This is a genomic window from Maricaulis sp., assembly GCF_039978735.1.
Lineage (GTDB): Bacteria > Pseudomonadota > Alphaproteobacteria > Caulobacterales > Maricaulaceae > Maricaulis.
In genome coordinates this window covers 120,094-146,683 of sequence record NZ_JBDWAS010000005.1, presented here as the reverse complement: position 1 = coordinate 146,683, position 26,590 = coordinate 120,094, and the positions used below count along the sequence as shown (strand labels likewise).

Genomic DNA, 26,590 nt, shown 5'->3' with positions numbered 1-26,590 from the left:
CACAAAGGCGATGACGGGCATTGGCCGCTCGCGGATCGGGAAGCTCGGAAAACATCGGCAGCACTCCAAAACAAGACACCAACCGAATCCGCAACACCAATCAACGCAACCTCAAATCTCATATGCGATTCCCCTGCCCCCGGCGGGGGAGAGGAGGTGCTGAAGCGCCACCAATACCACCCGCATTTTTCCCGGCCGGAAGCGGGTAGCCGGGAGAAATAGAGAAGTTGAGATGAATGATCGCGCTTTCCCCGGATTTATTCCGGGGCCTGGCGGCGTTTCAGGCGCAGGCTCAACCTGACCCCGGCACAAGGCCGGGGGAAGCCGAGCAAACGGGAAAAGAAGAACCCGCCGCGGACAGCGGTAAAGTCCTACTCGTCGCGGTGGACGCGTTCCTTGCGTTCGTGGCGTTCCTGGGCTTCCAGGCTCAGGGTTGCCACGGGGCGGGCGTCGAGGCGGGCGAGCGAGATCGGTTCACCGGTCTCTTCGCAATAGCCGTAATTGTCTTCCTCGATGCGGCGCAGGGCGCTGTCGATCTTGGAGATCAGCTTGCGCTGGCGGTCGCGGGCCCGCAGCTCCAGGGAGCGATCGGTCTCGGTCGAGGCGCGGTCGGCCAGATCGGGCAGCGCGCCCATATCTTCCTGGAGATTGGAGATGGTCGAACGGCTCTCGCGGAGGATCTCCTCCTTCCAGGCCATCAACTTGCGCCGGAAATACTCTTTTTGCCGGTCATTCATGAACGGCTCGTCGTCCGACGGGAAATAGTTCTTGGGCAGTTCGATGCGTTCGGATTCACTCATCGCTTTCCACTCACCACAATACGGTTTCCCACGCTCCCCTGAAAGCGGGCCGGAGAATATGCGCCGATCCCCGCAAGTCAACGCGCAGGCGCTGTTGGCGGCCCTGCAATTCAGCGGCCGCACCGGAAAGCATCAGAAATAGTGTGAGTTTTCAGACCTGCGCGAGGCGGTCCCGATCAGGAGAACTTGGCCAGTTCCACGGCGGCACGCGTCTCAACCTCGTCCAGCGCGGCTTCCAGCCGGGCATCGTGAGTCTGGTCGCGGCGGGTCTGCAGCAGGTTCATCAGGGCCACCAGCTTGGCGCGCGGCAGGCCGCCTTCAAGCAGGGCAAGCTTCAGCTCGTCGAGCACATCGAGCAGGTTCATCGCCCGCTCGGTCGCCTTCTTCTTGGCCTGGGTCGCATCTTCCACACCCTGCAGGGCGAGGATCGCATCGACAGACTGGACCGCCGAGGTCGCACCTGCGGCGCCGGTCGAGGCCGTGCGGCCCGCCGGGCTGCCTGTGTCGACCGAGAATCCCTGGGAGGACGCGCCGGACGTGGTCTTGCGCTTGCCGGCCGAAACGGCGGAGTTCGAGCTGGGTCCCTGGATCTTCATGGCGAGAATCGATGCCTCTCTGCGATGCGTTAATGGATGAACCGGGCCACTTAATAGAGGCTTAACCGACGCGATTTGCCCGGCAATTTATGCCCGGCAATCGGCCGCACAGGTCAGGTTTTCCGCCCCATCCGCAACCAACCTAGCGCCAAACCCTTTGTTTTTCAGTGTTTTATTATATTAACCAAGTTTGCCAGTCTGGCACGGTCTTCGCAAGGACGTGTGCGAACCCGTTCCGGAGACCGCAAAATGCGCATCTTGACCGCCCTGATCGCCGCCCTCGCCCTGGCCGCCCCGGCCCTGGCCAATTCGCGCATCAAGGACATGGTGGACGTCGAAGACGTTCGCGAAAACCCGCTTGTCGGCTACGGCCTGGTCGTCGGCCTCGACGGCTCGGGCGACAGCCTGCGCAACTCGGCCTTCACCAACCAGTCGCTGAACGCGATGCTGGAACACTTCAACGTCAACACCCGCGACGCGAACCTGAACACCAATAATGTCGCCGCCGTGATGGTGACTGCCAGCCTGCCGGCCTTCTCCGGCCAGGGCTCGCGCATCGATGTGACGGTCTCTGCCATCGGCGATGCCGACAGCCTGCAGGGCGGCACGCTGATCGCCACGCCGCTGTTCGACAGCCATGGCCGCGCCTGGGCCGTTGCCCAGGGCTCGCTGACCGTGGGCGGTTTCGAAGCCGGCGGCGATGCCGCAACGATCACCCGCGGCGTGCCGACCTCCGGCCGGATCGCCAATGGCGGCATCGTGGAAAACCCGTTTGACGGCACCGGCATCGACCCGTGGGCAGAGATCGCCAATCGCGACAGCCTGCGCCTGTCCCTGCGCAATCCGGATTTCACCACGGCGCGCCGCATGGCCGACGCCATCAATGCCTATATCGGCCGCGGCGCGGCGCGGGCGGAAAACCCGTCCACGGTCCGCCTGAACCGCATGGCCAGCTATGACGGCGACATGATCGACCTGCTGGCCGAAGTCGAGCAGCTGCGTGTGCAGCCGGACCTGCCGGCGCGCATCGTGATCGACGAGAATACCGGCACCATCGTCATGGGCGAGCATGTGCGCGTCTCCACCGTCGCCATCGCCCAGGGCAATCTGACCATCACCGTCTCGGAAACCCCCGTTGCCAGCCAGCCCTCGCCCTTCGCCGAGAATGGCGAGACGGTGGTGCTGCCGCGCACGAATGTCACCGCCGAGGAAGACACGATGCAGCTGGGCGTGCTGGACCGCGGCAGCGTTTCGCTGAGCGAGCTGGTCGACGGCCTCAACGCGATGGGTGTCAGCCCGCGCGACATGATCACCATTCTCCAGGCGATCAAGGCCGCCGGCGCCCTGCAGGCCGATATCGAGGTCCTGTAAGCACAATGGACAATCTGTTCGAACTCCAGATGGCCAATGCCGCCGCGGCGGGACGCTCCCAGGGCGCCCCGAACACCGCCGCTGCGCGCACCGAGACCGAGGCCCGCGCGGCCGCGGAAGAGTTCGAAGCCTTCTTCCTCTCCCAGATGCTCGAACAGATGTTCTCGGGCGTGGGCGAGGACAATCCGTTTGGCGGCGGTCCGGGCGAAAAGGCCTTCAAGGGACTGCTGCACGAGGAATACGCAAAAGTGATGGCGCAATCGGGCGGGCTGGGCCTGGCCGACCGGCTGACGGCCGAGATCCTGCGCTATCAGGAAGCCGGAGGAGGGAATTGACATGACGGAACTGGCAGCCGCAAACGGGTCGGAACGCACCCAGGCCCTGCTCAAGCTGACCCAGCGCCTGACCGCGCTGATCCAGGAGGAGACGCGCCTGTTCAAGGCCCGCCGCCCCCATGAGGCGATCGAGCTTCAGACCGAAAAGACCGAGCTCGCCAATATCTACCGCGCCGAAGTGGCCCGCGCCCGCCAGGAACCGGGCCGTTTTTCCGGCGCTCCGGAACAGGCCAAGGCTCTGCTGCGCGACGCGACGAAGGCCTTCCACACCGCGCTCGACGAGAACGGCCGCGTGGTCAACGCCATGAAAGTGCTGACCGAAGGCGTGGTGAAAGCCATCGCCGACGAGGCCGCCCGCCAGCGCCATGCCGGCTCGGGCTATGGCGCCAATGGCCATCGTCCGTCCGGTCCCACCGGCAGTTTCGCGATGGCGGTAAATCATACGGCCTGATTGCCCGGAACATCCGCCGCAAACCGGCCCGGCCTTTACTTGCCGGGCCAATCGCGGCAAGCGGTCATACGGTGAAGGAGCCGATCATGACCGAGCCGATTCCGACCCGCGACGCCTATTCTGAATGGGCGAAGATCTATGACAGCAACGAGAACCGCACCCGCGATCTCGACGCCCTGGTCCTGCGCACCACGGAGCTCCCCCTCGACGGCGCCGATGTGATCGAGATCGGTGCCGGCACCGGCAAGAATACCGAATATCTCGCCTCGCGCGCCGCCTCCGTGCTCGCCCTCGATCTCTCGCCCGCCATGCTGGAGCGCGCCCGTGCCCGCGCGCTGGGCGATCATGTCCGCTTTGCCGAACACGACATCACCCGCCCCTGGCCCTGCGCCGATGCGGTGGCGGATCTTGTCGTCGGCAATCTCGTGCTGGAGCATGTCGACGACCTGGCGCCGGTCTATGCCGAGATCGGCCGCGCCCTGAAACCCGGCGGGCTGCTCTTCATTTGCGAACTTCATCCGGACCGCCAGATGCGCGGCAGCCGGGCGCAGTTCGAGCGCAATGGCAAAGCCGCGCTCGTCGAGGCCTATGTGCATTCCGTGTCGGATTATGTCGCCGGTGCTGAAGCCGCGGGCCTGGTGCTGACCGGGCTCAACGAGGCCATCGAGGCAGGAGCCGAGGTCGACGAGGACACCCCGCCGCGCCTGCTGGCCCTCACCTTCTCGAAACCACTCTGACCGGCAAGGACCGGAGCTAGAGGAAGAGGCCGCCGCCCTGCGGGCCGGCGCTCAGACGCGACAGGCCGGCCTGGTAATTGGCCAGCTGTGCGCTGTAATAGGCCGGAACCGTGCCGCCCTTCTTGCCCGCCTGCGGACCTTCCAGCAGCGCCTTGAGCGCCGGATCCATGGTGATCTCGCGATAGGCGCGCTGCACCTTGGACATCGCATCCTGGATCGCCTCGAAGGCGGACTCCGCAGATTTTTCGTCAGCCAGCGACATCGACACCGGCAATTCCAGCGCGAAGAGCGGCGGACTGTCGGAGGTCTTCTCGTCATCGTCCAGCAGGGAGCCGGTATTGACGATGGCGCCCGGCTGGATGCCCAGCGACTCCAGCAGATCGCGGCCATCGCCGCCGGCGAATAGCTCGATCGTCTTGCCTTCGGCCGCCTTGATCCGCAGCTGGTCGCCATCGGAGGAGCGGCGCACATCCGCCGTGCCGTTGAGCACCAAGGCCGCATTGATCTTGAAGGTCAGCGACCGCATCGTATCGTCGCCGTCAATGCTGATCTTCTTGCGGCGGCCGCCATCGACGGACACGTAGAAATGATCGCCCTCGCGCGCCGAACTGCGGTCGGTCACCACGCGGGTGTCGGAATAGGTCAGCGCACCGGACGGCAGGCCCAGCGCGTCCAGCACCGAGTCGTCGCCCGCCCCGATCGCCAGGCCCGTGGCCTGTGACAGCCCGTTGCGGCCGGACATCTGGTGCGACCAGTCGAGCGCGCCGGTCGCCGCATCGAGCTGCGCCGCGAAGGCGTCGCGCTCGCCGTTCAGCGTATCGCCATTGATCCCGCCCAGCGTCTTGCCGGCGATATAGACCTTGCCGTTGAAGACCTGGATGCCCGCTGCGCCGTCATCGGAGTCGGAGCCGACAAAGGTCGTATAGTCGACACTGGCGCTGGCGCCGTCGGTCAGCTTGACCACGAAGGCATCGCGCACGCCGCCATTATGGGCGCCCACCGGGGCGCTCGGCGCGAAGGCGCTGCCGGCCGCGCCGGTGATGTAGACATCGGTGCCGTCGACCGCGATGCCGCCGATCGAACCGTCGTCCAGATCGCCCAGCGACTGCTCCCACAGGGCCGGTGCTGCATTGTCGGACGCATCGAACTTGCGCAGCACCGCCGTGCCGCCCTCATTGCTGGCGACCAGGATATTGCCGTCATCGGCGACCGCGATCGCGGACACTGTCTCATCGCCGGCATCGCCGATGCGGCGGGTCCACAGCGTCTGGCCGTCGGTGCCGATCGCGCGCAGATAACCGTCGCTGACCCCGCCCTGGTGCGGCTGGTTGCCGAAGGCCGAGGCCGCCTTGCCGGCGACATAGACCGTACCGTCATCGCCGACCGCAACGGCCGTGCCCTTGTCGTCGCCGGTGCCGCCGAAGCGTTGCAGCCATTGCTCGACGCCGGCCGCATTATACTTGGCCACAAAGCTGTCGGATCCGCCGATATCGGTGGTGTCGCCGAGACCGCCGGTCACCTGGCCGGTCACCACGACATTACCGTCGGCATCGACCGCAACGCTGGCACCCTCGGCATCGTCGGCCGCGCCGAGCACACGGCTCCAGACGCGATTGCCGGCCGAATCATACTTGGCCAGGACCAGGTCCTGCTCGCCCTTCAGCGTCTGGCCGTCGGTCGAGGCCGTGGTCTTGCCGACCACGAAGATACCGCCGTCCGCCGCAGCCGCCGTCGCCTGGATCTCGAGCGGGTTGTCGACCAGCTTGGTGCGGGTCTCGCCCTCCTCGCCGCCGACCACATTGACTTCGGACCTGGTCGGGTCGGCCGAGAAACGGGTGGAATAGCCGATCGAGGGGTCGCCGCTGGCAAGGTCCGTCAGCTTGACGATCTGGCCGCCCGCCGTCTCGTTGATGCCGGACACGCCGGCGAAATAGAGCGCGGGCTGGGCCGCCGGGGCGGAGAAGGAAATCTGTTCCGTAGAGACACCGCGCACCAGGAAGCCATGATCGTTTCCGGGAATGACGCCGATATCGTTCTTCTCGCCGATCTTGGTGCGCTCGAAACGCGTCACCATGCCGGCCGCTTCCAGCTCGGTATTGATGTGGGCGACGATGTTGTCGAGATTGCGCGTCTGACCGCCCATATCGGCGAGATTGATGGCGACATCGGTGGTGACGCCATTCTTCCTCACCGAGATATTGAACTGTACATCGCCGGTCAGGCTGGGCACTTCGGCGTCGAACTCGCCGGTATGGATGATGCCGGACTTGAACTGCGACAGGCCGCGCGACACGGCAACGCCGCTCTCGACCTTGCGCAGCTCTTCCCCTTTCAGCAGGGTCAGCTCCTCCAGGCGCATGTCCTGGAAGTATTCGTCGAGCTGACCGAGACCGTTCTGGAAAGCCTTCTCCAGGATCATCCGGCGCGCATCATTGGTGGTCTTGTCCCGGGCCTCTTCGGCCAGCGAGACCAGGCGCTTGAGACCCTGGTGCAGGGAGAACAGGGCCTTGTGATCGTCCGGCGCATCGACATCGGAGAATTCACGGCCCGGATCGAGGAAGAAATCCTGCGTCGCCATCACGCGGCGCCGCATCTCCTCGAGGGTCTGCAGGTTTTCGGATTCGAGTTCCCAGGGCGCAGCCACATCCTCGCCCGCCTGGCTGCGGCCGGCAGCCGACTGGGCAAGCGGCGACGAGCCCACCGTGGCGGCGGTAACCCGAGCCGAATACCAGCTGGTCAGCAGTGACTGGTTGATCCCGACGATCGCCACGATCCGATACCCTTTTATCCTGGTTGCAGAGTGTCGCCGCAGAACGCAAACAAAGTGTTGCCAGACAGCGTAAACAACTTGCCTTCAAACACTTTTTTCGGCGCCGGACCCCGGTTTTCCGGCCCGCGGGGCGGAAATCTGCTAGGATCGGCGCTCCGGCAGGGCCTAACGCGCCGTTAACCCTGTCGGCGCAGCGTCGGTCATCGAAATCGAATCGCGAGGCCATGCATGTCTGACAGGACTGCGCCCGAGACGCCCCTGGAGAAACTGCTGCCCCAGCGCAGCTTTCTCGAGCCGCGCATGCCGCTGGACGGCAAGACCATTCTGATCACCGGCGGGACCGGCTCCTTCGGGCGCCAGATCACGGCGGCGATCTGTGCCGAGTTCAAGCCGAAGAAGCTGATCATCTTCTCGCGCGACGAGCTGAAACAATATGAAATGGCTCAGGATTTTTCGCCCAGCGATTATCCCTTCCTGCGCTATTTCATCGGCGATGTGCGCGACGAGTCGCGGCTGGACCAGGCGATGCGCGATGTCGATATCGTCATCCACGCGGCCGCGCTGAAGCATGTGCCGATCGCCGAATACAACCCGTTCGAATGCATCAAGACGAATGTCATGGGCGCAGAAAACGTGGTCCGCGCGGCGATCAAGCGCGGCGTCTCGAATGTCTGCGCCCTGTCCACGGACAAGGCGGCGAACCCGATCAATCTCTACGGCGCCTCGAAACTGGCCGCGGATAAAATATTCACGGCGGCCCAGCACATGGGCGGCGATGGCGGACCGGTCTTCTCGGTCGTGCGCTACGGCAATGTCGTCGGCTCGCGCGGCTCGGTCATTCCCTATTTCCGCAAGCTTCTGAAAGACGGCGCCCGCGAACTGCCGATCACGGATCCGCGCATGACGCGTTTCTGGATCACGCTCGAACAGGGCGTGAACTTCGTCATGTCCAGCCTGGCGATGGCGCGCGGCGGTGAAGTCTTCGTGCCGAAAATCCCCTCGATGAGCACAGCCGATCTGGCCCGCGCCATGGCGCCGGACCTGCCGCACCGCATCATCGGCATCCGCCCGGGCGAGAAGCTGCACGAGATCATGATCCCAGAGGACGACTCGCGCACCACGGTGGAGCTGGAAGACCGCTATGCCATCCTGCCGGCCCACAGCGCCAAGCTGATGGCCCGCTATCTGGCCACCGGTGCGCATCTCGTGACGGACGGGTTCAGCTATGCCTCGAACACCAATCCGGAACAGCTGGACGGCAAGGCCCTGCGCCGCCTGATCGGACAGGCCGAAGCCGCCTGAAGCGTGATCAGGTGAAGTGGGAGCCGGTTCACCGGTTCGATCACGCGACCGCTCAAGTCGAGCGTGATCAGGTGAAGTGGGAGCCGGTTCACCGGTTCGATCACGCGACCGCTCAGGAGTCCGGAGCAGGGGCGATTCCGCAGGAAGCGATCCTGTTCTAGAGCCCCAGCACCTGCGCCAGCCGGTCCACGACCCGCTGCGGGTCGTCGTCCGCCATGCCAACAAACAGCGGCAGCGACAGCGTGCGCTCGTAATAACGGCGCGCGCCGGACAGCTCCTGCCGGCCATAGCGGTCCTGGTAATAGGGCTGCTCATTGACCGGGATGTAGTGCACCTGGGTGCCGATACCGTGCGCCCGCAGCGCCTCCATCACGGCGCTGCGCGAGCGCCCAGCCGCCTCGAAATCGATCCGCACCGGATAGAGATGCAGACAGGGATTGCAGGCGCGCGTGCGCGCCAGCGGACGTACCGTGTCCGGCAGACCCTGCAGCGCCGCGTCATAGGCGCGCGCCAGCGCCTGACGGCGTTCGATGAAGGCCGGCAGTCGTTTCAGCTGGGAATGCGCCAGCGCCGCATGAATGTCGCTCAGCCGGTAATTCCAGCCCAGCGCGTGCATTTCGTGCCACCAGGGCTCGCCCTCCTGGCGCCGGTGACGCGCCGGATCGCGCTCGATGCCATGGCTGCGCAGAAGACGGAGCCGTGCGGCGACCGCATCGTCATTCGTCGTCACCGCCCCGCCCTCGCCGGCCGCGATCGTCTTGACCGGATGGAAGGAGAAGGTGGTTGCCGCCGAATAGCGGCCATTGCCCACCGGTTCGCCCTGATAGAAAGAGCCCGCCGCGTGGCTGGCATCCTCGACCAGCACCGCCCCGGCCAGCGTCGCGGCATGCGCCAGCTCGTCCAGCGCGCCGCACTGGCCGGCCAGATGCACCGGCAGCACGACCCGCGCCGTGCCCTCGGCCCGCGCCAGCGCCGCATCCAGCGTTTCCGGTGTCATCAGCCCCGTATCCGGATCGACATCGGCGAAAGCCACTTCCGCGCCGCAATAGCGCGCGGCATTGGCGGTCGCCATGAAGGTGATGGCCGGCACGACACAGGTATCGCCCTCTTTCACACCCAGCGCGGCCAGCGCCAGATGCAGTGCCGCCGTGCCATTCGAGCAGGACACCGAATGCCGCGCGCCAACGGCTTCGGCAAAGGCAGCGTCGAAGGCTTCGACGGCCGGCCCCGTTGTCAGCCAGTCGCCGCGCAGCACCTCCGCAACGGCCTCGATATCGCTTTCGTCAATGGCCTGGCGGCCATAGGGCAGGAAGGTTGCGGACATCGGCGGGCCTCCTTGAAGCCGCGATCATGAAATGAGTCGCCCAAACGGAAACGGCCTCCGGAAATCCGGAGGCCGCGCCGTGGTGGTGGAGTGTGTAGCCAGAGCCGCTTAGCCCTGGAAGAGGCTGAGAATGGTCTGCGGCTGGGAGTTGGCGATCGACAGCGCCTGGACACCCAGTTGCTGTTTCACCTGCAAGGCCTGCAGCCGCGCGCTTTCCCGCGCGAGATCCGCATCGACCAGGTTGCCGACGCCCTCGGTCAGGCTGTCGCGCAGCTTGTCGACGAAGCCGGAATGGGCTTCCAGCTTCTTGACGTCGGAGCCGAGATTGGCGAGCGCCTGGTTGACGTTTTCCAGGCTGGTCTTGATGGCCGTCACCGCGGCCGTGGCCAGGGTCACCGAGGTCAGGCTGGCCGTGGCGGCAAGCGTGATGACCGTGCCGCCAACGCTCAGATCCTGGGATTTCAGCGTAACCGTGCGGGCTGCATCGGCGTCGGCGAGGAATTCGATGCCGCCGGTGATCGAACCGTTGAGGATGTTGGCGCCATCGAACTCGGCGTTCTGGATGATCACCTGGACCTGGTCGAGCAGGGCCTTGAAGTCGGCGTCGTAAGCCTGGCGGGAGAAGGCATCGAGCGAGGGGTCCATCGCCGCCGTCGCCTTTTCGCGCATCTCGACCAGCAGGTCCGAGATCGACTCGCCGGCCGCCAGGGCGACATCGCCGATGGTGGAGGCCCGGTCGAGACCGTTCTTGACGGCATCCAGCGCGCCGATATCCGAGCGCATACCCTGGGCCACGGCGTAGATCGCCGAATTGTCCTTGGCACCCGAAATCTTCAGACCCGTATTGATGCGGTTCTGGACGTCCTGCATCTCGTAGGAGGTCTTGTTCAGGTTCTGCAGGGCGATCATGGCCCCGGTATTGGTGTGGACGCTCATCGTCATGCGACATTCTCCCGCGTATCCAATTCGCCACCTTCAGCGGCGGTTCGAACACACAAGCGCAAATGCCGTGCCGGTTATGGTTAAACCGGCAATGCGATAAAAAACAGCAGGTTACGGAATGGTCTGCCGGAGAGCGTTTTTTCGGTTTGCGTAATTTGCCCAGCAAGGTCGGCCGGACCGGTCAGTTTTTGCCGGGTCGCCGACCTGCCGGTCAGGCTCAGGCGAGACGGTCGATCAGACCGGCCTGGCGGGTGCGGAGATATTCGAGAAGGTCGCCATGCTTTTCCGGCGGCCAGCGGCGGACGGTCTCACCGGTGTCCTGGTCGACCATCAGATAGATATAGTCGCCATCGGTTTCGTCCTGGAGGATTTTCAGGCGCGAATTGCTCAGCGCCGATTCCACCATGCGCGCGATCTCCTCGGCGCGCTGCTCCTGGCCGATGCCGGCCTCGGCAGGTTTGTCGGCTTGCTCAAGCGGCTCGACCCGCCGCACGCCTTCGCGTGGACGGTCGACACTGAGATCCCTGTTTTCGGTGTAGCCGGACACCGGAACAGTTCTTGGATTGAACCCCGTTTCTGCCATTGTCCTAATCGTCGACGCGGAGGCGCCGACGCCTCCTAATCCCTCACGTCAAACGCGGACGGGGATGGCGGAGCGAGGCTCCGCCATCCCAAATCCCGCGATTAACGGAAGTAGCCCAGGATCGTGCTGGGCGCCGAGTTGGCGATCGAGAGCGCCTGCACACCCAGCTGCTGCTTGACCTGCAGAGACTGAAGGCGGGCACTTTCTTTGGCCAGGTCCGCGTCGACCAGGTTGCCGATACCCTTTTCCAGGGCGTCAGACAGCTTGCCGACGAAACCCTTGTGAACTTCCAGAGACTTCGAAGCCGTGCCGAGCTTGGCCAGCGAAGCGTTCAGGTTGTCCAGCGAGGTTTCGATGGTGGTGACCATCGTCGATGCGTCACCAGCGGACGAGAAGGACGCCGCGGCAGCAACCGTCACGGTACCGCCGCCGAGCGTCAGGTTCGCGTCGGAGATGGTGATCGTGTTGGAGCCGTCAGCATTGGCCAGGGCCGAGATCGAGGTCACGGTACCGTTGATCAGGTTCGTGCCGTTGAATTCGGCGTTCGACGTGATCGTGGAGATCTGGTCGCGGAGCGCCTTGAAGTCTTCGTTCAGGGCGGTGCGCGAGGCCGTGTCGAGCGAGGTGTCGGAAGCGGCCAGGGCCTTTTCCTTCATCTCGACCAGCAGGTCGGAGATGGCTTCACCGGCGGCGAGGGCCACGTCGGTCGTCGACTGCGCGAGGTCCAGCGAGTTGCGGACAGCGCCGTAGCCGGCAACGTCCGAACGCATTTTCTGGGCGATCGCGTAGATACCGCCATTGTCCTTGGCGGAGGAAATCGCCAGACCGGTGTTGATGCGGCTCTGGACTTGCTCCAGGTCACGGTTGGTCTGGTTCAGGTTCTGCAGCGCAACCATGGCGCCGGCATTGGTGTTGATAGTAGCCATTTCTTGGCCCTCTCCATTCTTGTGATGTAACGAGCGTTTTGCTCGCCAGGTCTTCTGACCCATCAACGTAGAGAGCAAAGCCGGGGCCAGTTTTCCCTTGCTATATCTGGTTAATGCGGGCGCCCCTGATTCGGCTGGCGCTTTTCACCCGGCAAGGCCTGCCGCGGTAACCATTCACTGGGAAATATCTGCCGGGCAAACCGGCAAAAATGGCCGGCAGATTTTGCCGATCGGCAAGAATTTATGCTTAAAAATGAGTTAATTCCGGAATTCAGGCACGCGAATGCGCCAGCGCCGGCGATGCAGAAAAAAGTCGGGACCGCCAGAAGGCGGTCCCGACGGGCGAACTTAGCCGAAGAACGACAGAATGGTCTGCGGGGCCTGATTGGCGATCGAGAGCGCCTGGACACCCAGCTGCTGCTTGACCTGCAGCGACTGGAGCCGGGCGCTTTCCTTCGCCAGGTCCGCATCGACCAGATTGCCAATGCCCTTTTCCAGCGAGTCGGACAGCTTGGACGTGAAGGTCTTGTGGACCTCCAGCGACTTCGACGCCGTACCGAGTTTCGCCAGCGAGGCATTCAGGTTGTCGAGCGAGGTCTCGATGGTCGTGACCATCGTGGACGCGTCGCCAGCCGAAGCGAAGGAGGCCGTGGCCGCCACCGTCACGATACCGCCGCCGAGCGTAAGGTTCGCATCGGAGACCGTGATGGTGTTGGAGCCATCGGCATTGGCCAGAGCCGAGATCGAGGTGACGGACCCGTTGATCAGGTTCGTACCGTTGAATTCGGCATTGCTGGTGATGGTCGTGATCTGGTCCCGCAGGGCCTTGAAATCTTCATTCAGGGCTGTGCGCGAGGCCGAGTCGAGCGACGCATCGGCTGCAGCAAGAGCCTTTTCCTTCATTTCGACGAGCAGGTCCGAAATCGCCTCACCGGCAGCCAGGCCCACATCGGTCACGGAAATCGCCAGGTCGAGCGAGTTGCTCACCGCACCATAGCCGGCGACCTGCGAGCGCATGCGTTGGGCGATGGCGTAGATGCCGCCATTGTCCTTCGCGCTCGAGACCTCGAGGCCGGTATTGATACGGTTCTGGACCATTCCCAATTCCGAGTTCGTCTTGTTCAGGTTCTGCAGGGCGATCATCGCCCCAGCGTTGGTGTTGACAGAAAGTGCCATTTTGTCAGTCCTCCATTCTGGAAGTATCCAAACCGAATTTTTCGGCCGTGGACGTTTTGTCCTGCGCACGACTTCGCAAGCGGCGTGCCGCGCAGGTCTGACAAATCACCTCGGAATTTCAGTGGGTTGAAAAAGGAAAAGGGCGCCTCCTCACCAGAGACGCCCTTTCCTGCCTGTCGTTTTTTGCCGGGGCGGCAATTCCTACCCGACGGCCTGGCCCTCAGCGCCGGCATTGGCCTGGGGCATCAGCCCCTGCATCACCGTGCGATTGATATCGACCAGATCGTCGACCGCATCCGGATTGCGCAGCGCCACGCTGGCATGCTTGGACACGAAGATGGACAGCGAGATGATCGCGGCGCGCAGACTCTCCGGCAGCTTGTTGTCCTGGCTGGCGCAGTCGATCGCCAGATTGCTCCAGACGCGGCGGTTCCAGTCGAGCGCCTCGGCCCGGCCCTTCACGTCTTCCTTGGGAAGCGTCTTGGACGCCATCAGCGCCCGCGTGACCTGGGCAAACAACCGGTATTCGGTTGACCGCGGGTCCTCGCTGCGCTGGCTTGCCTGCTGGTAAGCTTGAAGTGACATCAGGCCAGTCTCTCGGCTTCGTAGGTCATCAGTTTGCGGCAGCCCATCAGGGCCTTGTAATGCTCGCCCGCCATGACATCGCGGCTGACCGATACACAGATCGACAGCACGCCCGGATCCGACACGACACCCATGAACTCGTTCATGCGCAGCACGAACTCGTCATAAAGGGAGTCATCCTTCCTGTCGGACAGGTACATCATCATGATGGGGAAATAGATGCGGCGGACCGGCGTGGTGACGTCGCCTTCCTGGAGGATGTCCTTTTCGCGCAGGACGGCCGCCTTGTTCTTGAGCACAAGGTTGGCACGCCGGTCACCGTTTTCGATGACGGCCCCGTTGAGGACAAACTTCTCGCCGGGTTTGAGCGAGATCTTCAGGGGCATGAGCAAACTCCGTTGCGCAGGACGGCGGTCACAGCCGAGCTGGCGGCAGGTTGGCAAGTCCGGGTGAAGAAATCGTTTCCGCCTTGAAAGCCTGCCGTGCCGGTATCGTTAGCAACTTCTTAAAGCGAATCCCGGCCCTGATGCGAGGAAAATAAGGACAGGTTTGTTGATCATGACCCACGCACCCGCGCTGGATCTGGATGCGGAACTCGCCGCAGACGCCGAAGTCGAGAAGAATGAGGCCCGCGACGCCGTCCCGCTGGACGCCACGTCCCTGCAGCTCGACAAGACGGCTTTGCGCATCCCGGAAAGCCGCCGCCGCGACTATCAGAAAGTCGTCGCCCAGGCCAAGCGGGCCCTGAAACTTTCCGCCGAGAACCAGCATTCCGAAGCGGCGCGCATCGCCTACAAGGCCGTCACGATCGCCCCCGACCTCGCCCTGACCAATCACGTCATGGGTCTGATGCTCTACCGGCTGGGACGCCTGTCGCGCTCGCTCGATTTCTTCGAGGCCGCCTGGAAGATCGACCCCCAGGACGCGGAAATCTACCAGAAGCTCGGCCTCGTCGCCTGGAAGCTGGACATGCTGCCGGCGGCGGAGAAGTTCTACCGCCTCGAGTGCCAGCTCGCGCCCGGAAATCCCAACGCCATCATCAATCTGGCCGGCGTGCTGCGCGACCAGGGCAAGTTCGAGGAAGCCATCGAACTCCTGCGTACCGCGATCTATGCGCACCAGGAGAATTACGAGCTGTGGAACTCGATGGGCACCGTGCTCAACGATGCCGGCCGGCCGCTTGAATCCGTCACCTTCTATGAAGAAGCGCTGCGCCTGAACCCGGGCTATGGCCGCTCCCACAACAATATGGCCAATGTCTACGAGCTGCTGGGCGAGCCCGAAAAATCGCTGCCGCACTATGAAATGGCGCTGAAGGATCCCGCCGACGAGATGGAAGAGGCCTCGATGCGCCACTCCCGCTCCATGGTGCTTCTGGCCTGCGGCAAGCTGGAGGAAGGCTGGGCCGCCAATGCTGCCCGTCTCGACCCGAACCGCGCCCAGGCGACACTCTTCACCATCGACGCCCCCATGTGGGACGGCGTCGACCCGGCGCAGATCCGCGGCAAGACCCTCGTCCTGGTCGGCGAGCAGGGTCTGGGCGACGAAGTCCTGTTCATGAACACGGTGAAGGACCTGATCGAGGCCATCGGCCCGGATGGCGAGCTGCGCATCGCCTGCGAATACCGCCTGATGCCGATCGTCAAACGCTCCTTCCCGCAGGCCGTTGTCGGCCACCACATGTCGGCCACCGTCGAGGGCCGCGAAGTACGGGCCGTGCCCAAGATCGGCGATGGTGCCGATTTCTGGACCCCGATGGCGACGCCGCTGCGCGCCTTCCGCAGCAAGATCGAGGACTTCCCGTCCGAACCCGGCTTCCTGAAGGCCGATCCGGCCGACCAAGCTGCCTTCCGCAAACAGCTCGACAGTTTCGGCGAGGGGCTCAAGGTCGGCATTCTCTGGAAGTCGCTGAAAATGGATCCGCGCCGCTCGCGCTTCTTCTCGGCCTTCGATGCCTGGGAAGGCGTTCTGCGCGTGCCGGGCGTGCAATTCGTGAACCTGCAATACGGCGAGGTCGAGGACGAACTCGAACTGGCCGGCAAGCGCTTCGGCATAACCATCCACCAGCCGCGCGATATCGATCTGAAGATGGATCTCGACAAGGTCGCCGCCCTGTCCAGCGTCTGCGATCTGGTGATCGCGCCGATGAACGCCACCTCCAACCTCGCCGCCGCCTGCGGCGGCAAGGTGTGGTTCGTCCATGCCCGCTCCAGCGCCTGGACCCTGCTCGGCACCGGCCAGCAGCACTGGTATCCCCAGAGCCGGTCCTTCTTCGGCACCGGCTTCCAGGACTGGGAGAACACGATGCGCAAGGTCGAACAGGCCCTTGCCGAAGAGGCAGGAGCCCGCTGATGACCCCGCCCCTCCCCGGCCGCATCGCAATTCGCGCCGATGGCGGCGGGGAGATCGGCCTGGGTCATGTCATGCGCTGCAGCGCGCTGGCCGGCGCCTTCAACAGCCAGGGCCAGCGCCCGCTCTTCATCACCGCCACACCGGAATACCTGCCCGCAGGCCTCGACGCCGTCGCCGACATCCGCTGTCTGGAGGGCGATGAGACCGGGGCCAGCCTGACCGGCTATCTCGTCAGTGCCGGCACGGAATTGCTCGTCGGCGACTGGCAGCAGGTCGATGCCGCCCTTGTCGCTGCCGTACGGGCCTCCGGCATCCTCACCGTTCTGGTGGGCGGCCGCACCGATGGCGCCACGCCCGACCTCCTGATCCGGCAGACCCTCGTCGCAAGCCCGTCCGAGCCCGCCATCCCAGTGCTCGACGGCCCCGAAGTCCTGCTGCTGCATCCCGATTATGCCGGCCTGCCGCCGCGCGAGATCGCGCCCAAGGCCCGCCGCATCCTGGTCAGCCTGGGCGGCACCGACACGCCGCTTCTCGGCATGATCGAACATGTGCTCGACCGCCTGTCGATCACGTACGGCCTGCAGGTGGAAATCCGCCGCCCCGGCGCCCGGCCCGGCATGCCGCCGCGCCTGCGCCCGGCGCTGGAGAAAGCCGATATCGGCATTCTCGCCGGCGGCACGACGCTGCACGAGGCGGCCGCCACCGGCCTGCCCGTCATCTGCGTGCCCATTGCCGGCAATCAGGCCACCCGCGCCGGCCAGGTCGAACCGCTGGGTCTGGGCCTCACCATCGCGCCGGGCGAGGCGTTCGGCGAACGCCTGTCGGCCGCGCTGGAGGCCCTGATCCCCGATGCACAGCGCCGCGGCGCCATGGCGCGATCCGGACAGGCGCTCGTCGACGGGCGGGGCGCCGAACGGGTCGCGCGCCAGCTGATCGATCTCATCCTGCCGGCCGGCGCGGCGATGCAGTAATTTCTTAAGACCGGCCGGGCGCTCCTGTGCCCGGTTCCATCCCTGATTCGACCGTCCTGACCCAGCCCATCAATGAGCCCCGCGTGACCGATCCGAGCGACAATCAGACCGACAAGCCCCGCGAGGTGTGGCCGAACTTCCTGGTGATCGGCGCGCCGAAATCCGGCACGACCTCGCTCTACCACTATCTCAGCCAGCACCCGGACATCTTCCTGTCCAAGGTGCGCAAGGAAGGCCGTTTCTTCTCCGGCGTCGGCGACGGTTCGGTCTACTGGCCCGCCTTCTATCACTTCGACACGGCGCCGACGGTCGAGGCCTACCAGGCCCTGTTCGCCGACTATGACGGCGCGGCGCGCATCGGCGACGTCTCGCCGGACTATTACGCCTACGCGCCCATCGCGGCGCCGCGGGTGATGAGCTATTGCGGCCCCGCCACGAAGATCATCGCCATCCTGCGCAACCCGGTCGACCGGGCCTGGTCCCACTATCTCCAGAATGTCCGGCGCGACGCAGAATTCCTGTCCTTCGCGAAGACGCTGGAGGTCGAGCCGCAGCGCGTGGCCGACAATTGGGGCTTCCAGTGGCTCTATACCGGGACCGGCCGCTATGCCGGCCGCCTGCGCCACTATGCCGACCGCTTCGATACGCTGATCCTGCTGCAGGACGAGCTCGACCGCGATGGCGAGGCCGTCATGACGCGCATCTTCCGCTTTCTGGAACTCGATCCCGTGCCGGTGGCGATGGAGAAGCGCTATAATACCGGCGGCATCCCCACCTCGAAAATCCCGATCCTCGACGGCCTCTGTGACGGCCGCGCGGATACGCCCTTCGAAACCCTGCACGCCGAACTCGTCGCGCCGGTCAGCGGCATTTCGGGCGCGACCTCGGCCGATGGCGTCTACCCGCCCATCCAGCAGGACAAGGTCACCGTGCCGCCCATGGATCCGGCCATCCGCGCAATGCTGGAAGACCGTTTCGCGCCGGAGATCGCCGCCCTGGAAGACCTGATCGGCCGGGACATCCCGGACTGGCGGCGCCCATGAGGCTGTCCGAACTCTCTACCGGCGTGCTGGTCACCGGGGTCGGCGCACCGCCGGGCCTGGGCACGCTGCGCTCGCTGCGTCAGGCCGATGCGGATCTCAAACTCGTCGCCGCCGACATCAACCCGCTCGCCGGCGGGCTCTATGAGCCCGGCGCCGGGCGCTGTGTCCTGCCGTCAGCCGGCAATCGCGAAGCCTATCTCCACGCGGTTCGCGAATTGTGCGCCCTGCAGGGGCTGGACACGATCATCCCCGGCTCCGAGGCCGAAGCCGCCGCCCTCGCCCCCGTTGCCCGTCAGTGGGAAGCTGAAGGCCTGCGCGTGCCCGTGCCCGATCCGGACGTGCTCGAATTCGGTATCGACAAGGGCAAGCTGCTGGCCCGGGCCGCCGAAGCCGGCCTGCCCTGCCCCGTCACCCTGCAGCCGGAAAGCCTGGCCGATCTGGACGCCTGGACCGGCGGTTTTCCCTGTGTGGTCAAGCCACGCTGTTCGCGCGGCGCCCGCGGCGTCTCCTATCCGCAGGACATGGACGAACTGCGCCGGATCTGGGCCGACACCGCCGATGAGCACGGGCCCTGTGTCGTCCAGACATATATCCCCGGCGGCGCCGACACAGTCTACACGATCGGCTCGCTGTGGGATCGCGGCGAACTGATCGTGTCCACCCTGCACCGAAAACTTCAGACCAATCCGCCCTCGGGCGGCGTCGCTGTCGCGGGCGAGACCGTGGTCGACGAGGCCCTGCGCGATGCCGGCCTGGCCGTGCTGCGCGCCAGCGGCCCCTGGCACGGGCTCGCCGCCGTCGAGGTAAAACGCCCGGCACCGGGCGAGCCGGCCTTCCTGCTGGAGATCAATCCGCGCATGTGGGGGTTCGGCTATCTGATGACCCTGGCCGGGCTGAACGTGCCGGCCCTGCTCGTGCGCATGCTGGCCGGCCGGGAACACCTGGCAGGCCATATCCCGTCAACCTTTCCGCCCTACGCTCCCGCGCGTATGGTTCGAACCTGGCAGGACATTGCGCTCCCGCCGCTCCAGGAGGGTGATACGTGACCCGTACCGTCGCCGTCATTCAGGCCCGCACCGGCTCCAACCGGCTGCCGGGCAAGGTCCTCGAACCGATCGAGGGCGCCACCTCGCTGCTCGCCTATCAGTGCCGCCGCCTGCGCCATATTCCCGGCATTGACGAGCTGGTGATCGCCACCACGGAAAACCCGGACGACGATGCCCTGGTCGCGCTGGGCGAGGCGGAGGGCCTGCGCGTCTTCCGCGGTTCCGAGCATGATGTGCTCAGCCGCTTCCTCAAAGTCGCCGACGCCACGCTGGCAACCACGCTGGTGCGCATCACCTCGGACAGCCCGTTCCGCGATCCGGCGGTGATCGAGGCCTGTGTCGCCGGGCATCGCGCCACACGTGCGGAGTACACCCGCCCGGCCGACGGGCATCTGCCCAAAGGGCTGCGCGCCGAAGTGGTCGAGACCGCCGTGCTGCGCCAGATCGCGGCAGATCCGGCGACCACCGAGCGCGACCGCGAACACGTCACCCTACGCATCCGGGAAAACCGCGAGGCCTACCGCATCCACACCGTCACCTTCCCGGACGCCCTCCATCACCCGGAGATCGACCTGTCGGTCGATACGCCCGCCGATCTGGCCAGCGCCCGCGCGGTCCTGGCCGAGCTCAACGCCCGCAACTGGCCCGTCGACACGGTGCATATCTGCCGCCTGATGGACGAGAAGCGCGGTCCGAACGCCAGCCTGGAAAGCCTCGCCTCGTAATGCCCCATATCGATATCATCGCAGAAATCGGCTCCAATCACGGCGGCGATCCGGACACGGCGAAACGCTATATCGAGGCCGCGGCCCGCGCCGGCGCCGATGTCGCCAAATTCCAGACGCTGAGCCGCGACGGGCTGATCGCCCGTTTCGTGCGCGATCCGCAAAGCGGCGAGATCGTCGCCAATCCGAAACACGCCGCCTTTTCCAATGCCGGCCTGCCGGACGACTGGCACGCCCCGCTGAAAGCCTGCTGCGAGGACAACGGCATCGAATTCATGTCGACGCCCTTCTCGCTGGAGGCCGTCGATCTGATGGAGGGTATCGGGGTCAAGCGCTACAAGCTCGCTTCGGGCGATCTCACCTTTGTCCCGCTGCTGGAAAAGCTCGGCCGCACCGGCAAACCGGTGATCCTGTCGACCGGCGCGGCCTATCTCGACGAGGTCGAGGAGGCCGTCGCCACGCTCAAGCATGCCGGCTGTCACGACATCACCGTGCTGCATTGCGCCGCCAGCTATCCGCCCGGCTGGGACGACATGAACCTCACCGCCATCACCAGGCTGAAAACCGCGCTGGGCCGTCCGGTCGGCCTGTCCGATCACTCACCCGGCCACACCGCCCCCATCGCCGCCGCCGCACTGGGCGCCACGGTGATCGAGAAACACGTCACCTTCGACCGTTCGCTCGACGGGCCGGATCATCCCTTCGCGATGGAATTCGACGAACTCGCCGCCATGATCGCCGATCTGCGCATCCTGGAAGCCGCCCTCGGCGATGGTGAGAAAAAGCCCGCCCCCAGCGAAATCAACCGCCGCCGCAATCTCCGCCGCGGCCGCTACGGCGCCGACGGCAAGCCGGACGCCCAGGGTGATGTATGGCTCCGCCCGCAATGGGAACCGGACGAACGGGCGGGGAAATAAAACCTCATACTGTCATCCCGGCCGGAAGGCCCGCAAAGGCGGGCCGCAGGGCCGGGACCTATACGCGCCCCTGCTGACCGAAAGCAGGCTCGGCAATCGTGAAGCTTGGAGACGCACCGGGATTATGGGTCTCGGACTTGCGCCCGGCCTGCGCCGGGCATCCATCCGGGATGACAAGAAAGGAGAGGAACCCCGCCCCCTACTTCGTGCGGATTGCGTCGATCTTGGAGGCAGACACACCCTCGACCATGGTGCGGTTGATCATGGGGTGGTTTTCGTCCTGGGGGCCGAAATCGCTGTCCGGGTGGTAGGCGATGACGCGCATCTCGCTGCCGGCCGTGCGGAATTTGTGGTGGCCCTCATAGGGGATGCGGAACATCACGCCGGGTTTCAGCGGGATGATGCCTTCCGGGGTCTCGCACTCGCCCTCGCCGGAGAACACCACGCCGATCCGGTCGGACGGGTGGGTGTGCGAGGTCTGGTCGATACCCGGCGGGAAGTAGAGAAGGTTGAGGCAGGGATCGCCCATCTTCACCGGTGCGATCAGCAGGCTGTCGGTGCAGCCATCGATGTATTTCAGCCGCCCCTGGGGCTCAACCGGACCGCCGACCATGAAGAAGGCCTGGTGATGCTCGCGCGCCATCACGATGCCCTGGCCGCCTTTCACCGAGAGCACATTGTTGGCGGAGAAATACATGCCGGTGCCCAGCGTGAAAGTGCCGGACGCCGTCGTCAGCTCGGCCGGGCCTTGCTGGACGAAGCCGAAGAAGGCCGTGTCCGTCGCATCGAGCGCCAGCGCCTCACCGTCCCAGGCATAGAGCGTGGTCGGGAAATTGGGATCGCAATCGGCGACCTTGCCGGTCGTCCACTCGAAGGCGAAGAAATTCTGGGTCCGGGCCATCCCGTCAGCCATCGCTGCACCTCGTCGGTTCGGCACCCCGAATCACCTGGCGCCACATCAAGAATTGCCAGCAGGGTCGGGTGTGTCGGTGAACAAATCCTTTCGCCCATGCTAGCGCACAGGCGGTCTTGCACCAGCGGGCAGATAGTCGCGGACAATGGCGGCGGGACGGCGGATATCCGGGCGCGCCGGATCGGCATGCACGGCATTGATCGCCACCAGGTCCGGCGCCTTGCGGCAAAGCTCTGAAAGCGCGGAAAAATCCAGCTCCGCTGCCGCCTCGCCTGCCCGTTCGAACACGGCCCGGCAGAAGGCCAGATCGGCCGGATAGTCCAGCGTCCAGCGCCAGTTCGCGGCCTCCCCGCCGGGGCCTTCCAGACAGGCGAGTTTCAGGCCCGGCCGGTTGCGGATCCAGGCCGTCACATGTTCACGGTCGGCCGGATCGGTCGCCTCGGCATCGGCCCGCTCCAGCCAGGCCGTGGAGACGATCTCGCAATCCAGCCCGCGCGGAAAGCCGGGCAGGAGCGTATTGTTGGCATAATCCGCCCCGCTCTCGCGATAGAGCGCGACCAGCTGATCGACCATGTCCGGATCGATGAAGGGGCAGTCGCTGGTGATCCGCACCACCTCGTCCGCACCGACCATTCTTGCGGCCCCGAGATAGCGCGCCAGCACATCGTGCTCTGACCCGCGGAACACCGCCACACCGGCCCGCCGCGCCGCATCGGCGACGGGATCGTCCGCCTCGCCTTCGGGAATAGCGCAGATCACATGATCGGCAACCGCGATACGCCGGCAACGATCGAGCACCCGGTCCAGCACGCGCTTGTCGCCCAGCAGCTCGAGCACCTTGCGCGGCAGCCGGGACGAGCCGGCGCGGGCCTGGACGATGACGGCGAGCGTCATGACTTATCCTCCATCTGGACCGCCCAATCTTCGCGCCTGCACCTAACGGCGCATTAACTCGTCCGCCCCCATTCTGCACCATGGTATTATCGGGCCCATCATGACACGCCACGCCCCCCGCATCCTGTTTCGTGCCGATGCCTCGCCCAGCCTGGGCGGCGGACACGTGATGCGTTGCCTGGCCCTGGCGCGCGCCTTGTGTCACCCGATGTCGCACGAATGGGGCACCAATGTTGCCTTTGCGTGTTGCGAAGGGACGCTGGATGCAGCACCTGCGCTGGCCCGTTCGGCCCTGCCCGTGACCACCGCACGAAGCGAAGCCGACTTCGATTTTCCGGCCGAGTGGAACGGCCGCGCCGACGCGATTTTCGTCGATCTCTACACCTCGAGCCAGGCCGACGAGACCCGCATGCGCGACCGCGCCGGCCTCATCGCCGTGATCGAGGATCTGCCCGAACGCACACATGATTGCGACCTGCTGGTCGACCCCATGCCCGGCGGCAGCCCGTTCGACTATGCCGGCCGCGTCCCCGGCGATTGCAACATCATGGCCGGCGGTGCCTTTGCCCTGGTGCGCAGCGAATTCGCCGACCAGCGCCAGCGCGCCCTCGACCGCCACTTCAATCCGGGTCCGGTCAAGCGTGTCCTGGTCTCGATGGGCCTGACCGATCTGGGCGGCATTTCCGAACCGGTTGCCCGCCTCGTTCTGGACACGCTGCCAGAAGCGTCCGTCGAGGTGATCCTGGGCCCCCGCGCGCCCAGCCGGGCGGCGCTGGAAGCGATGTGCCGCACCGAGCCGCGCCTGACGGTGCAGATCGATATCGACGACATGGCCCGGCGCATGGCGAAGGCCGATCTCGCCATTGGCGCCGGCGGTGGCACCGCGCTGGAGCGCTGCGTCGTCGGCCTGCCCAGTATCGCTGTCGTGCTGGCCGGAAACCAGCAGGAGATGACCGGTCTTCTGGATAGCGATGGCGCCCTGGCCGCCATTGCCAGTCCGGAAGACGTGCTCGCCGAACTGCCCGGCCTGATCCGGCGGCTGGAACGCCCCGCCGCACGGGCCCGCATGGCCGAACGCGCCGCCGCCGTCTGTGACGGGCGCGGCGCGCAGCGGGTTGCCCAGGCCCTGGTCGAACGGATCGAACGCCAGCGGGAGGCCGGTCATGAACCCGTTTGATCCGCTGCCGGAAAAGCCTGTCCTCACAGACGGCGCCATCACCCTGCGCCCGGCCACCATGACCGATATGTGGCCTGTCCATGGCTGGCGGAACGGACCGCATGTCCGCCGCAACATGTATACCGACCATCCGATCGAGCCCTGGGAACACCAGACCTGGTACCGCATTGCCCTGGGCGATCCGGAGCGGGAAATCCGCATTATCCAGTGCGATGGCAAGGATATCGGCGTCGTCATCCTGTCCGAAATCGATCCGCGCCACCGCTCGGCCAGCTGGGCCTTCTATATCGGCGAGGCGGACCTGACCGGACGCGGTGTCGGCAGCGCGGTGGAACGCCTGATCATCGACCATGCCTTCACCACGCTCGGCTTGGAAACGCTGCGCTGCGAGGTGCTGGAGTTCAACGCGCCGGTGCTCGGTCTGCATCGCAAGTTCGGTTTTGAGGAAACGGACCGCATCGAAAACCGCGTCCGCCGCGACGGCCGGCCGGTCGCCGCGATCTGCCTGGAACTGCATCGCGACCGCTGGGCCGGTGATGGCCGGCAGCAGGCAACGGGCTGAGCCGATGAAACCTACCTCGTTCGATATCGCCGGACGCCTGGTCGGCCCCGACCATCCGCCGCTCGTCATCGCCGAAGTCTCGGCCAATCATCTCGGCCGGATCGACCGCGCCCTGGAAACGATCGAAGCGGCCGCAGCCTGTGGCGCCCATGCCATCAAGATCCAGACCTACACCGCCGACACGATCACGATCGATCATGACGGTCCCGGTTTCCGGATCGAGGACGGTCTGTGGAAGGGCCGCACCCTGCACGAGCTTTACCGCGAGGCCGAGACGCCCTTCGAATGGCATGAGGCCCTGTTTGCCCGCGCCGCCGAACTGGGCGTGCCGATCTTCTCGACACCCTTCGATCACACTGCCGTCGACCTGCTCGAAAGCCTCAACGCGCCGGCCTACAAGATCGCCAGTTTCGAGGTGACCGACCTGCCGCTGATCGCCCGCGTGGCGCAGACCGGCAAGCCGATCATCCTGTCCACGGGCATGGCAAACCTGGCCGAGATCCACGACGCGGTCCGCACCGCGCGCGAGCATGGCAATACCGGCCTGGCGCTGCTGCACTGCCTGTCTTCCTATCCCGCGCCGATCGAGGAAGCAGACCTGCGCACCGTGCCCCATCTGGGCGAGAGCTTCAGCGCGATCCCGGGCCTCAGCGACCACACGCCGGGCACCGCCTGCGCCGTCGCGGCCGTCGCCCTGGGCGCAAGGGTGATCGAGAAACACTTCACCCTGTCGCGCGCCGATGGCGGCCCGGACAGCGCCTTCTCGCTCGAGCCGGACGAGATGACGCGCCTGGTCGAGGATTGCACCGCCGCCTTCCATGCGCTCGGCCGCGTGCGCTACGACCTGGCCGGCTGCGAGCGCGGTTCGGTGACCTATCGCCGCTCGCTCTACGTGGTGAAGGATGTCGAGGCCGGCGAAGTCCTGACGCCGGACCATGTACGCTCGATCCGTCCGGGTCACGGGCTGGCGCCGAAATGGTATGGCGAGGTGATCGGCCGGCCGGCCACACGCGCCCTGAAACGCGGCGAACCGCTGGCCATGGACATGGTCGACTGGAACCGATCTGCATCCGCATCAAAATAATCGGTATGGCGGGACTACACGGCGGCGCCCAGACGCGCTAAGTCGGCTGTCATGCGTTTCGAAGGTACAGATCAATACGTCGCTGACGACGAACTGAGCGCTGCGGTCAACGCTGCAGTGGCTCTCGAGCGTCCGCTGCTCGTCAAGGGCGAGCCGGGCACGGGCAAGACCGAGCTGGCCAAACAGGTCGCGCGCGCCATGGGCATGCCGCTGATCGAATGGCACATCAAGTCGACCACCAAGGCCCGCCAGGGCCTCTATGAGTACGACGCCGTCGCCCGCCTGCGCGACAGCCAGCTGGGCGAGACCCGTGTCCACGACATCAACAACTACATCCGCCGCGGCAAGCTGTGGGAGGCTTTCACCGCGCCGGAGCGCTCGGTGCTGCTGATCGACGAGATCGACAAGGCCGATATCGAGTTTCCCAACGACCTCCTGCAGGAACTCGACAAGATGGAGTTCCATGTCTACGAGACCGGCGAGACGGTGAAGGCGGAGACCCGCCCCGTCGTCATCATCACCTCGAACAATGAGAAGGAATTGCCGGACGCCTTCCTGCGCCGCTGCTTCTTCCACTTCATCGCCTTCCCCGACGAAGAGACGATGAAGAAGATCGTCGAGGTCCACTTCCCCGGCCTGAAGGGCCGTCTGCTCGCCGATGCGCTGAAACTCTTCTACGACATCCGCGACGTGCCGGGCGTGAAGAAGAAGCCGTCGACCTCGGAATTGCTGGACTGGCTGAAACTCCTCCTCGTCGAGGATGTCGACCCGGCCGTGCTGACCGAACGCGACCCCCGCAAGCTGATCCCGCCGCTCCACGGCGCGCTCCTGAAGAACGAGCAGGACGTCATGCTGTTCGAAAAGCTCGCCTTCATGACCCGCCGCGGCCCGGGTGGCGCCGGCGGCCCCGGCGGCGGCCCGCGGGGCCCTGGCGCCGCCTAGGGTCACCCGCTTTACGGAACATCTCCCCCTCGCGCGCGTTGCTTGCATATCCATCAACACGCGCGA

Annotated in this window: 28 protein-coding genes; 16 read left to right on the top strand and 12 right to left on the bottom strand. The window is 65.4% G+C overall.

Going from position 1 to position 26,590, the window contains the following annotated elements; all coding sequences use genetic code 11:
* Window positions 1–222 (top strand): hypothetical protein (locus ABJO18_RS01635; protein ID WP_348506919.1); only part of this gene is annotated, 222 nt, incomplete at its 5' end.
* A gap of 149 nt (window positions 223–371) precedes the next feature.
* On the opposite strand, the gene dksA is transcribed toward ABJO18_RS01635, so the two are convergent.
* Together dksA and ABJO18_RS01625 are read right to left on the bottom strand one after the other, a co-directional pair.
* Window positions 372–800 (bottom strand): RNA polymerase-binding protein DksA, encoded by a 429-nt coding sequence (gene dksA / locus ABJO18_RS01630; RefSeq protein WP_348506918.1) that lies wholly within the window; start codon window positions 798–800, stop codon window positions 372–374.
* A 176-nt stretch (window positions 801–976) separates the two neighbouring features.
* Window positions 977–1,396 (bottom strand): flagellar assembly protein FliX, encoded by a 420-nt coding sequence (locus ABJO18_RS01625; RefSeq protein ID WP_348506917.1) that lies wholly within the window; start codon window positions 1,394–1,396, stop codon window positions 977–979.
* A gap of 249 nt (window positions 1,397–1,645) precedes the next feature.
* Here ABJO18_RS01625 and ABJO18_RS01620 point away from each other — a divergent pair, with 249 nt between their 5' ends.
* The 4 genes from ABJO18_RS01620 (at window position 1,646) to ABJO18_RS01605 (ending at window position 4,290) form a co-directional block, all read left to right on the top strand.
* Entirely contained in the window at window positions 1,646–2,767 is a 1,122-nt protein-coding gene (locus ABJO18_RS01620; protein ID WP_348506916.1) for a flagellar basal body P-ring protein FlgI, read from the top strand.
* A gap of 5 nt (window positions 2,768–2,772) precedes the next feature.
* Window positions 2,773–3,102 (top strand): rod-binding protein, encoded by a 330-nt coding sequence (locus ABJO18_RS01615; protein ID WP_271185893.1) that lies wholly within the window; start codon window positions 2,773–2,775, stop codon window positions 3,100–3,102.
* A gap of 1 nt (window position 3,103) precedes the next feature.
* Window positions 3,104–3,553 (top strand): flagellar basal-body protein FlbY, encoded by a 450-nt coding sequence (locus ABJO18_RS01610; RefSeq protein ID WP_348506915.1) that lies wholly within the window; start codon window positions 3,104–3,106, stop codon window positions 3,551–3,553.
* 86 nt (window positions 3,554–3,639) lie between these two features.
* A complete protein-coding gene (locus ABJO18_RS01605; RefSeq protein WP_348506914.1) occupies window positions 3,640–4,290 on the top strand; it encodes a class I SAM-dependent methyltransferase in 651 nt (216 codons plus the stop codon).
* 16 nt (window positions 4,291–4,306) lie between these two features.
* Here ABJO18_RS01605 and ABJO18_RS01600 read toward each other — a convergent pair whose 3' ends face one another.
* The gene (locus ABJO18_RS01600; RefSeq protein ID WP_348506913.1) at window positions 4,307–7,060 is read right to left on the bottom strand and encodes a hypothetical protein; all 2,754 of its coding nucleotides are present in this window, start codon (window positions 7,058–7,060) and stop codon (window positions 4,307–4,309) included.
* Window positions 7,061–7,288: 228 nt separating this feature from the next.
* Here ABJO18_RS01600 and pseB point away from each other — a divergent pair, with 228 nt between their 5' ends.
* Window positions 7,289–8,362, top strand: coding sequence for a UDP-N-acetylglucosamine 4,6-dehydratase (inverting) (gene pseB / locus ABJO18_RS01595; protein ID WP_348506912.1), 1,074 nt, complete (start codon window positions 7,289–7,291; stop codon window positions 8,360–8,362).
* A gap of 157 nt (window positions 8,363–8,519) precedes the next feature.
* Here pseB and pseC read toward each other — a convergent pair whose 3' ends face one another.
* The 7 genes from pseC to flbT all read right to left on the bottom strand — a co-directional run bounded on the left by pseC (window position 8,520) and on the right by flbT (window position 14,284).
* The gene (gene pseC / locus ABJO18_RS01590) at window positions 8,520–9,686 is read right to left on the bottom strand and encodes a UDP-4-amino-4,6-dideoxy-N-acetyl-beta-L-altrosamine transaminase (protein WP_348506911.1); all 1,167 of its coding nucleotides are present in this window, start codon (window positions 9,684–9,686) and stop codon (window positions 8,520–8,522) included.
* Between the two features lie 108 nt (window positions 9,687–9,794).
* The gene (locus tag ABJO18_RS01585) at window positions 9,795–10,628 is read right to left on the bottom strand and encodes a flagellin (RefSeq protein WP_291886658.1); all 834 of its coding nucleotides are present in this window, start codon (window positions 10,626–10,628) and stop codon (window positions 9,795–9,797) included.
* Between the two features lie 217 nt (window positions 10,629–10,845).
* Window positions 10,846–11,175, bottom strand: coding sequence for a flagellar protein FlaG (locus tag ABJO18_RS01580; RefSeq protein WP_348515700.1), 330 nt, complete (start codon window positions 11,173–11,175; stop codon window positions 10,846–10,848).
* A gap of 137 nt (window positions 11,176–11,312) precedes the next feature.
* Window positions 11,313–12,137, bottom strand: coding sequence for a flagellin (locus ABJO18_RS01575; protein ID WP_348515699.1), 825 nt, complete (start codon window positions 12,135–12,137; stop codon window positions 11,313–11,315).
* Between the two features lie 348 nt (window positions 12,138–12,485).
* A complete protein-coding gene (locus ABJO18_RS01570) occupies window positions 12,486–13,313 on the bottom strand; it encodes a flagellin (RefSeq protein ID WP_291886653.1) in 828 nt (275 codons plus the stop codon).
* Between the two features lie 201 nt (window positions 13,314–13,514).
* Window positions 13,515–13,898, bottom strand: coding sequence for a flagellar biosynthesis regulator FlaF (flaF, locus tag ABJO18_RS01565; protein ID WP_348508135.1), 384 nt, complete (start codon window positions 13,896–13,898; stop codon window positions 13,515–13,517).
* A complete protein-coding gene (gene flbT / locus ABJO18_RS01560; protein ID WP_271185882.1) occupies window positions 13,898–14,284 on the bottom strand; it encodes a flagellar biosynthesis repressor FlbT in 387 nt (128 codons plus the stop codon). Before flbT ends, flaF begins: the two co-directional genes overlap by 1 nt.
* 172 nt (window positions 14,285–14,456) lie before the next feature.
* Here flbT and ABJO18_RS01555 point away from each other — a divergent pair, with 172 nt between their 5' ends.
* The 6 genes from ABJO18_RS01555 to ABJO18_RS01530 all read left to right on the top strand — a co-directional run bounded on the left by ABJO18_RS01555 (window position 14,457) and on the right by ABJO18_RS01530 (window position 20,952).
* Complete coding sequence (locus ABJO18_RS01555; protein WP_348508134.1) at window positions 14,457–16,250, top strand: tetratricopeptide repeat protein; 1,794 nt, start codon at window positions 14,457–14,459, stop codon at window positions 16,248–16,250.
* Entirely contained in the window at window positions 16,250–17,221 is a 972-nt protein-coding gene (locus ABJO18_RS01550; RefSeq protein ID WP_348508133.1) for a glycosyltransferase, read from the top strand. The genes ABJO18_RS01555 and ABJO18_RS01550 overlap by 1 nt, the downstream gene beginning before the upstream one ends.
* 83 nt (window positions 17,222–17,304) lie before the next feature.
* Entirely contained in the window at window positions 17,305–18,264 is a 960-nt protein-coding gene (locus ABJO18_RS01545) for a sulfotransferase (RefSeq protein WP_348515698.1), read from the top strand.
* Window positions 18,261–19,310 (top strand): hypothetical protein, encoded by a 1,050-nt coding sequence (locus tag ABJO18_RS01540; protein WP_348508131.1) that lies wholly within the window; start codon window positions 18,261–18,263, stop codon window positions 19,308–19,310. The genes ABJO18_RS01545 and ABJO18_RS01540 overlap by 4 nt, the downstream gene beginning before the upstream one ends.
* The gene (locus ABJO18_RS01535) at window positions 19,307–20,035 is read left to right on the top strand and encodes a hypothetical protein (RefSeq protein WP_348508130.1); all 729 of its coding nucleotides are present in this window, start codon (window positions 19,307–19,309) and stop codon (window positions 20,033–20,035) included. The genes ABJO18_RS01540 and ABJO18_RS01535 overlap by 4 nt, the downstream gene beginning before the upstream one ends.
* Complete coding sequence (locus tag ABJO18_RS01530; protein WP_348508129.1) at window positions 20,035–20,952, top strand: N-acetylneuraminate synthase family protein; 918 nt, start codon at window positions 20,035–20,037, stop codon at window positions 20,950–20,952. Before ABJO18_RS01535 ends, ABJO18_RS01530 begins: the two co-directional genes overlap by 1 nt.
* Before the next feature lie 199 nt (window positions 20,953–21,151).
* On the opposite strand, the gene ABJO18_RS01525 is transcribed toward ABJO18_RS01530, so the two are convergent.
* Together ABJO18_RS01525 and ABJO18_RS01520 are read right to left on the bottom strand one after the other, a co-directional pair.
* Window positions 21,152–21,865, bottom strand: a complete 714-nt coding sequence (locus ABJO18_RS01525) for a cupin domain-containing protein (protein WP_348508128.1) — start codon at window positions 21,863–21,865, stop codon at window positions 21,152–21,154.
* A gap of 99 nt (window positions 21,866–21,964) precedes the next feature.
* The gene (locus tag ABJO18_RS01520) at window positions 21,965–22,759 is read right to left on the bottom strand and encodes a glycosyltransferase family protein (protein ID WP_348508127.1); all 795 of its coding nucleotides are present in this window, start codon (window positions 22,757–22,759) and stop codon (window positions 21,965–21,967) included.
* 100 nt (window positions 22,760–22,859) lie between these two features.
* Between ABJO18_RS01520 and pseG the strand changes: the two genes are divergently transcribed.
* The 4 genes from pseG to ABJO18_RS01500 are packed head-to-tail and all read left to right on the top strand — an operon-like array spanning window position 22,860 to window position 26,524.
* Entirely contained in the window at window positions 22,860–23,936 is a 1,077-nt protein-coding gene (gene pseG / locus ABJO18_RS01515) for a UDP-2,4-diacetamido-2,4,6-trideoxy-beta-L-altropyranose hydrolase (RefSeq protein WP_348508126.1), read from the top strand.
* A complete protein-coding gene (gene pseH, locus ABJO18_RS01510) occupies window positions 23,923–24,498 on the top strand; it encodes a UDP-4-amino-4,6-dideoxy-N-acetyl-beta-L-altrosamine N-acetyltransferase (RefSeq protein ID WP_348508125.1) in 576 nt (191 codons plus the stop codon). Before pseG ends, pseH begins: the two co-directional genes overlap by 14 nt.
* Before the next feature lie 4 nt (window positions 24,499–24,502).
* The gene (pseI, locus tag ABJO18_RS01505) at window positions 24,503–25,582 is read left to right on the top strand and encodes a pseudaminic acid synthase (RefSeq protein ID WP_348508124.1); all 1,080 of its coding nucleotides are present in this window, start codon (window positions 24,503–24,505) and stop codon (window positions 25,580–25,582) included.
* A gap of 51 nt (window positions 25,583–25,633) precedes the next feature.
* Window positions 25,634–26,524: a MoxR family ATPase gene (locus ABJO18_RS01500; protein WP_348508123.1), complete on the top strand. Its 891-nt coding sequence runs from the start codon at window positions 25,634–25,636 to the stop codon at window positions 26,522–26,524.
* Window positions 26,525–26,590: the final 66 nt, after the last annotated feature.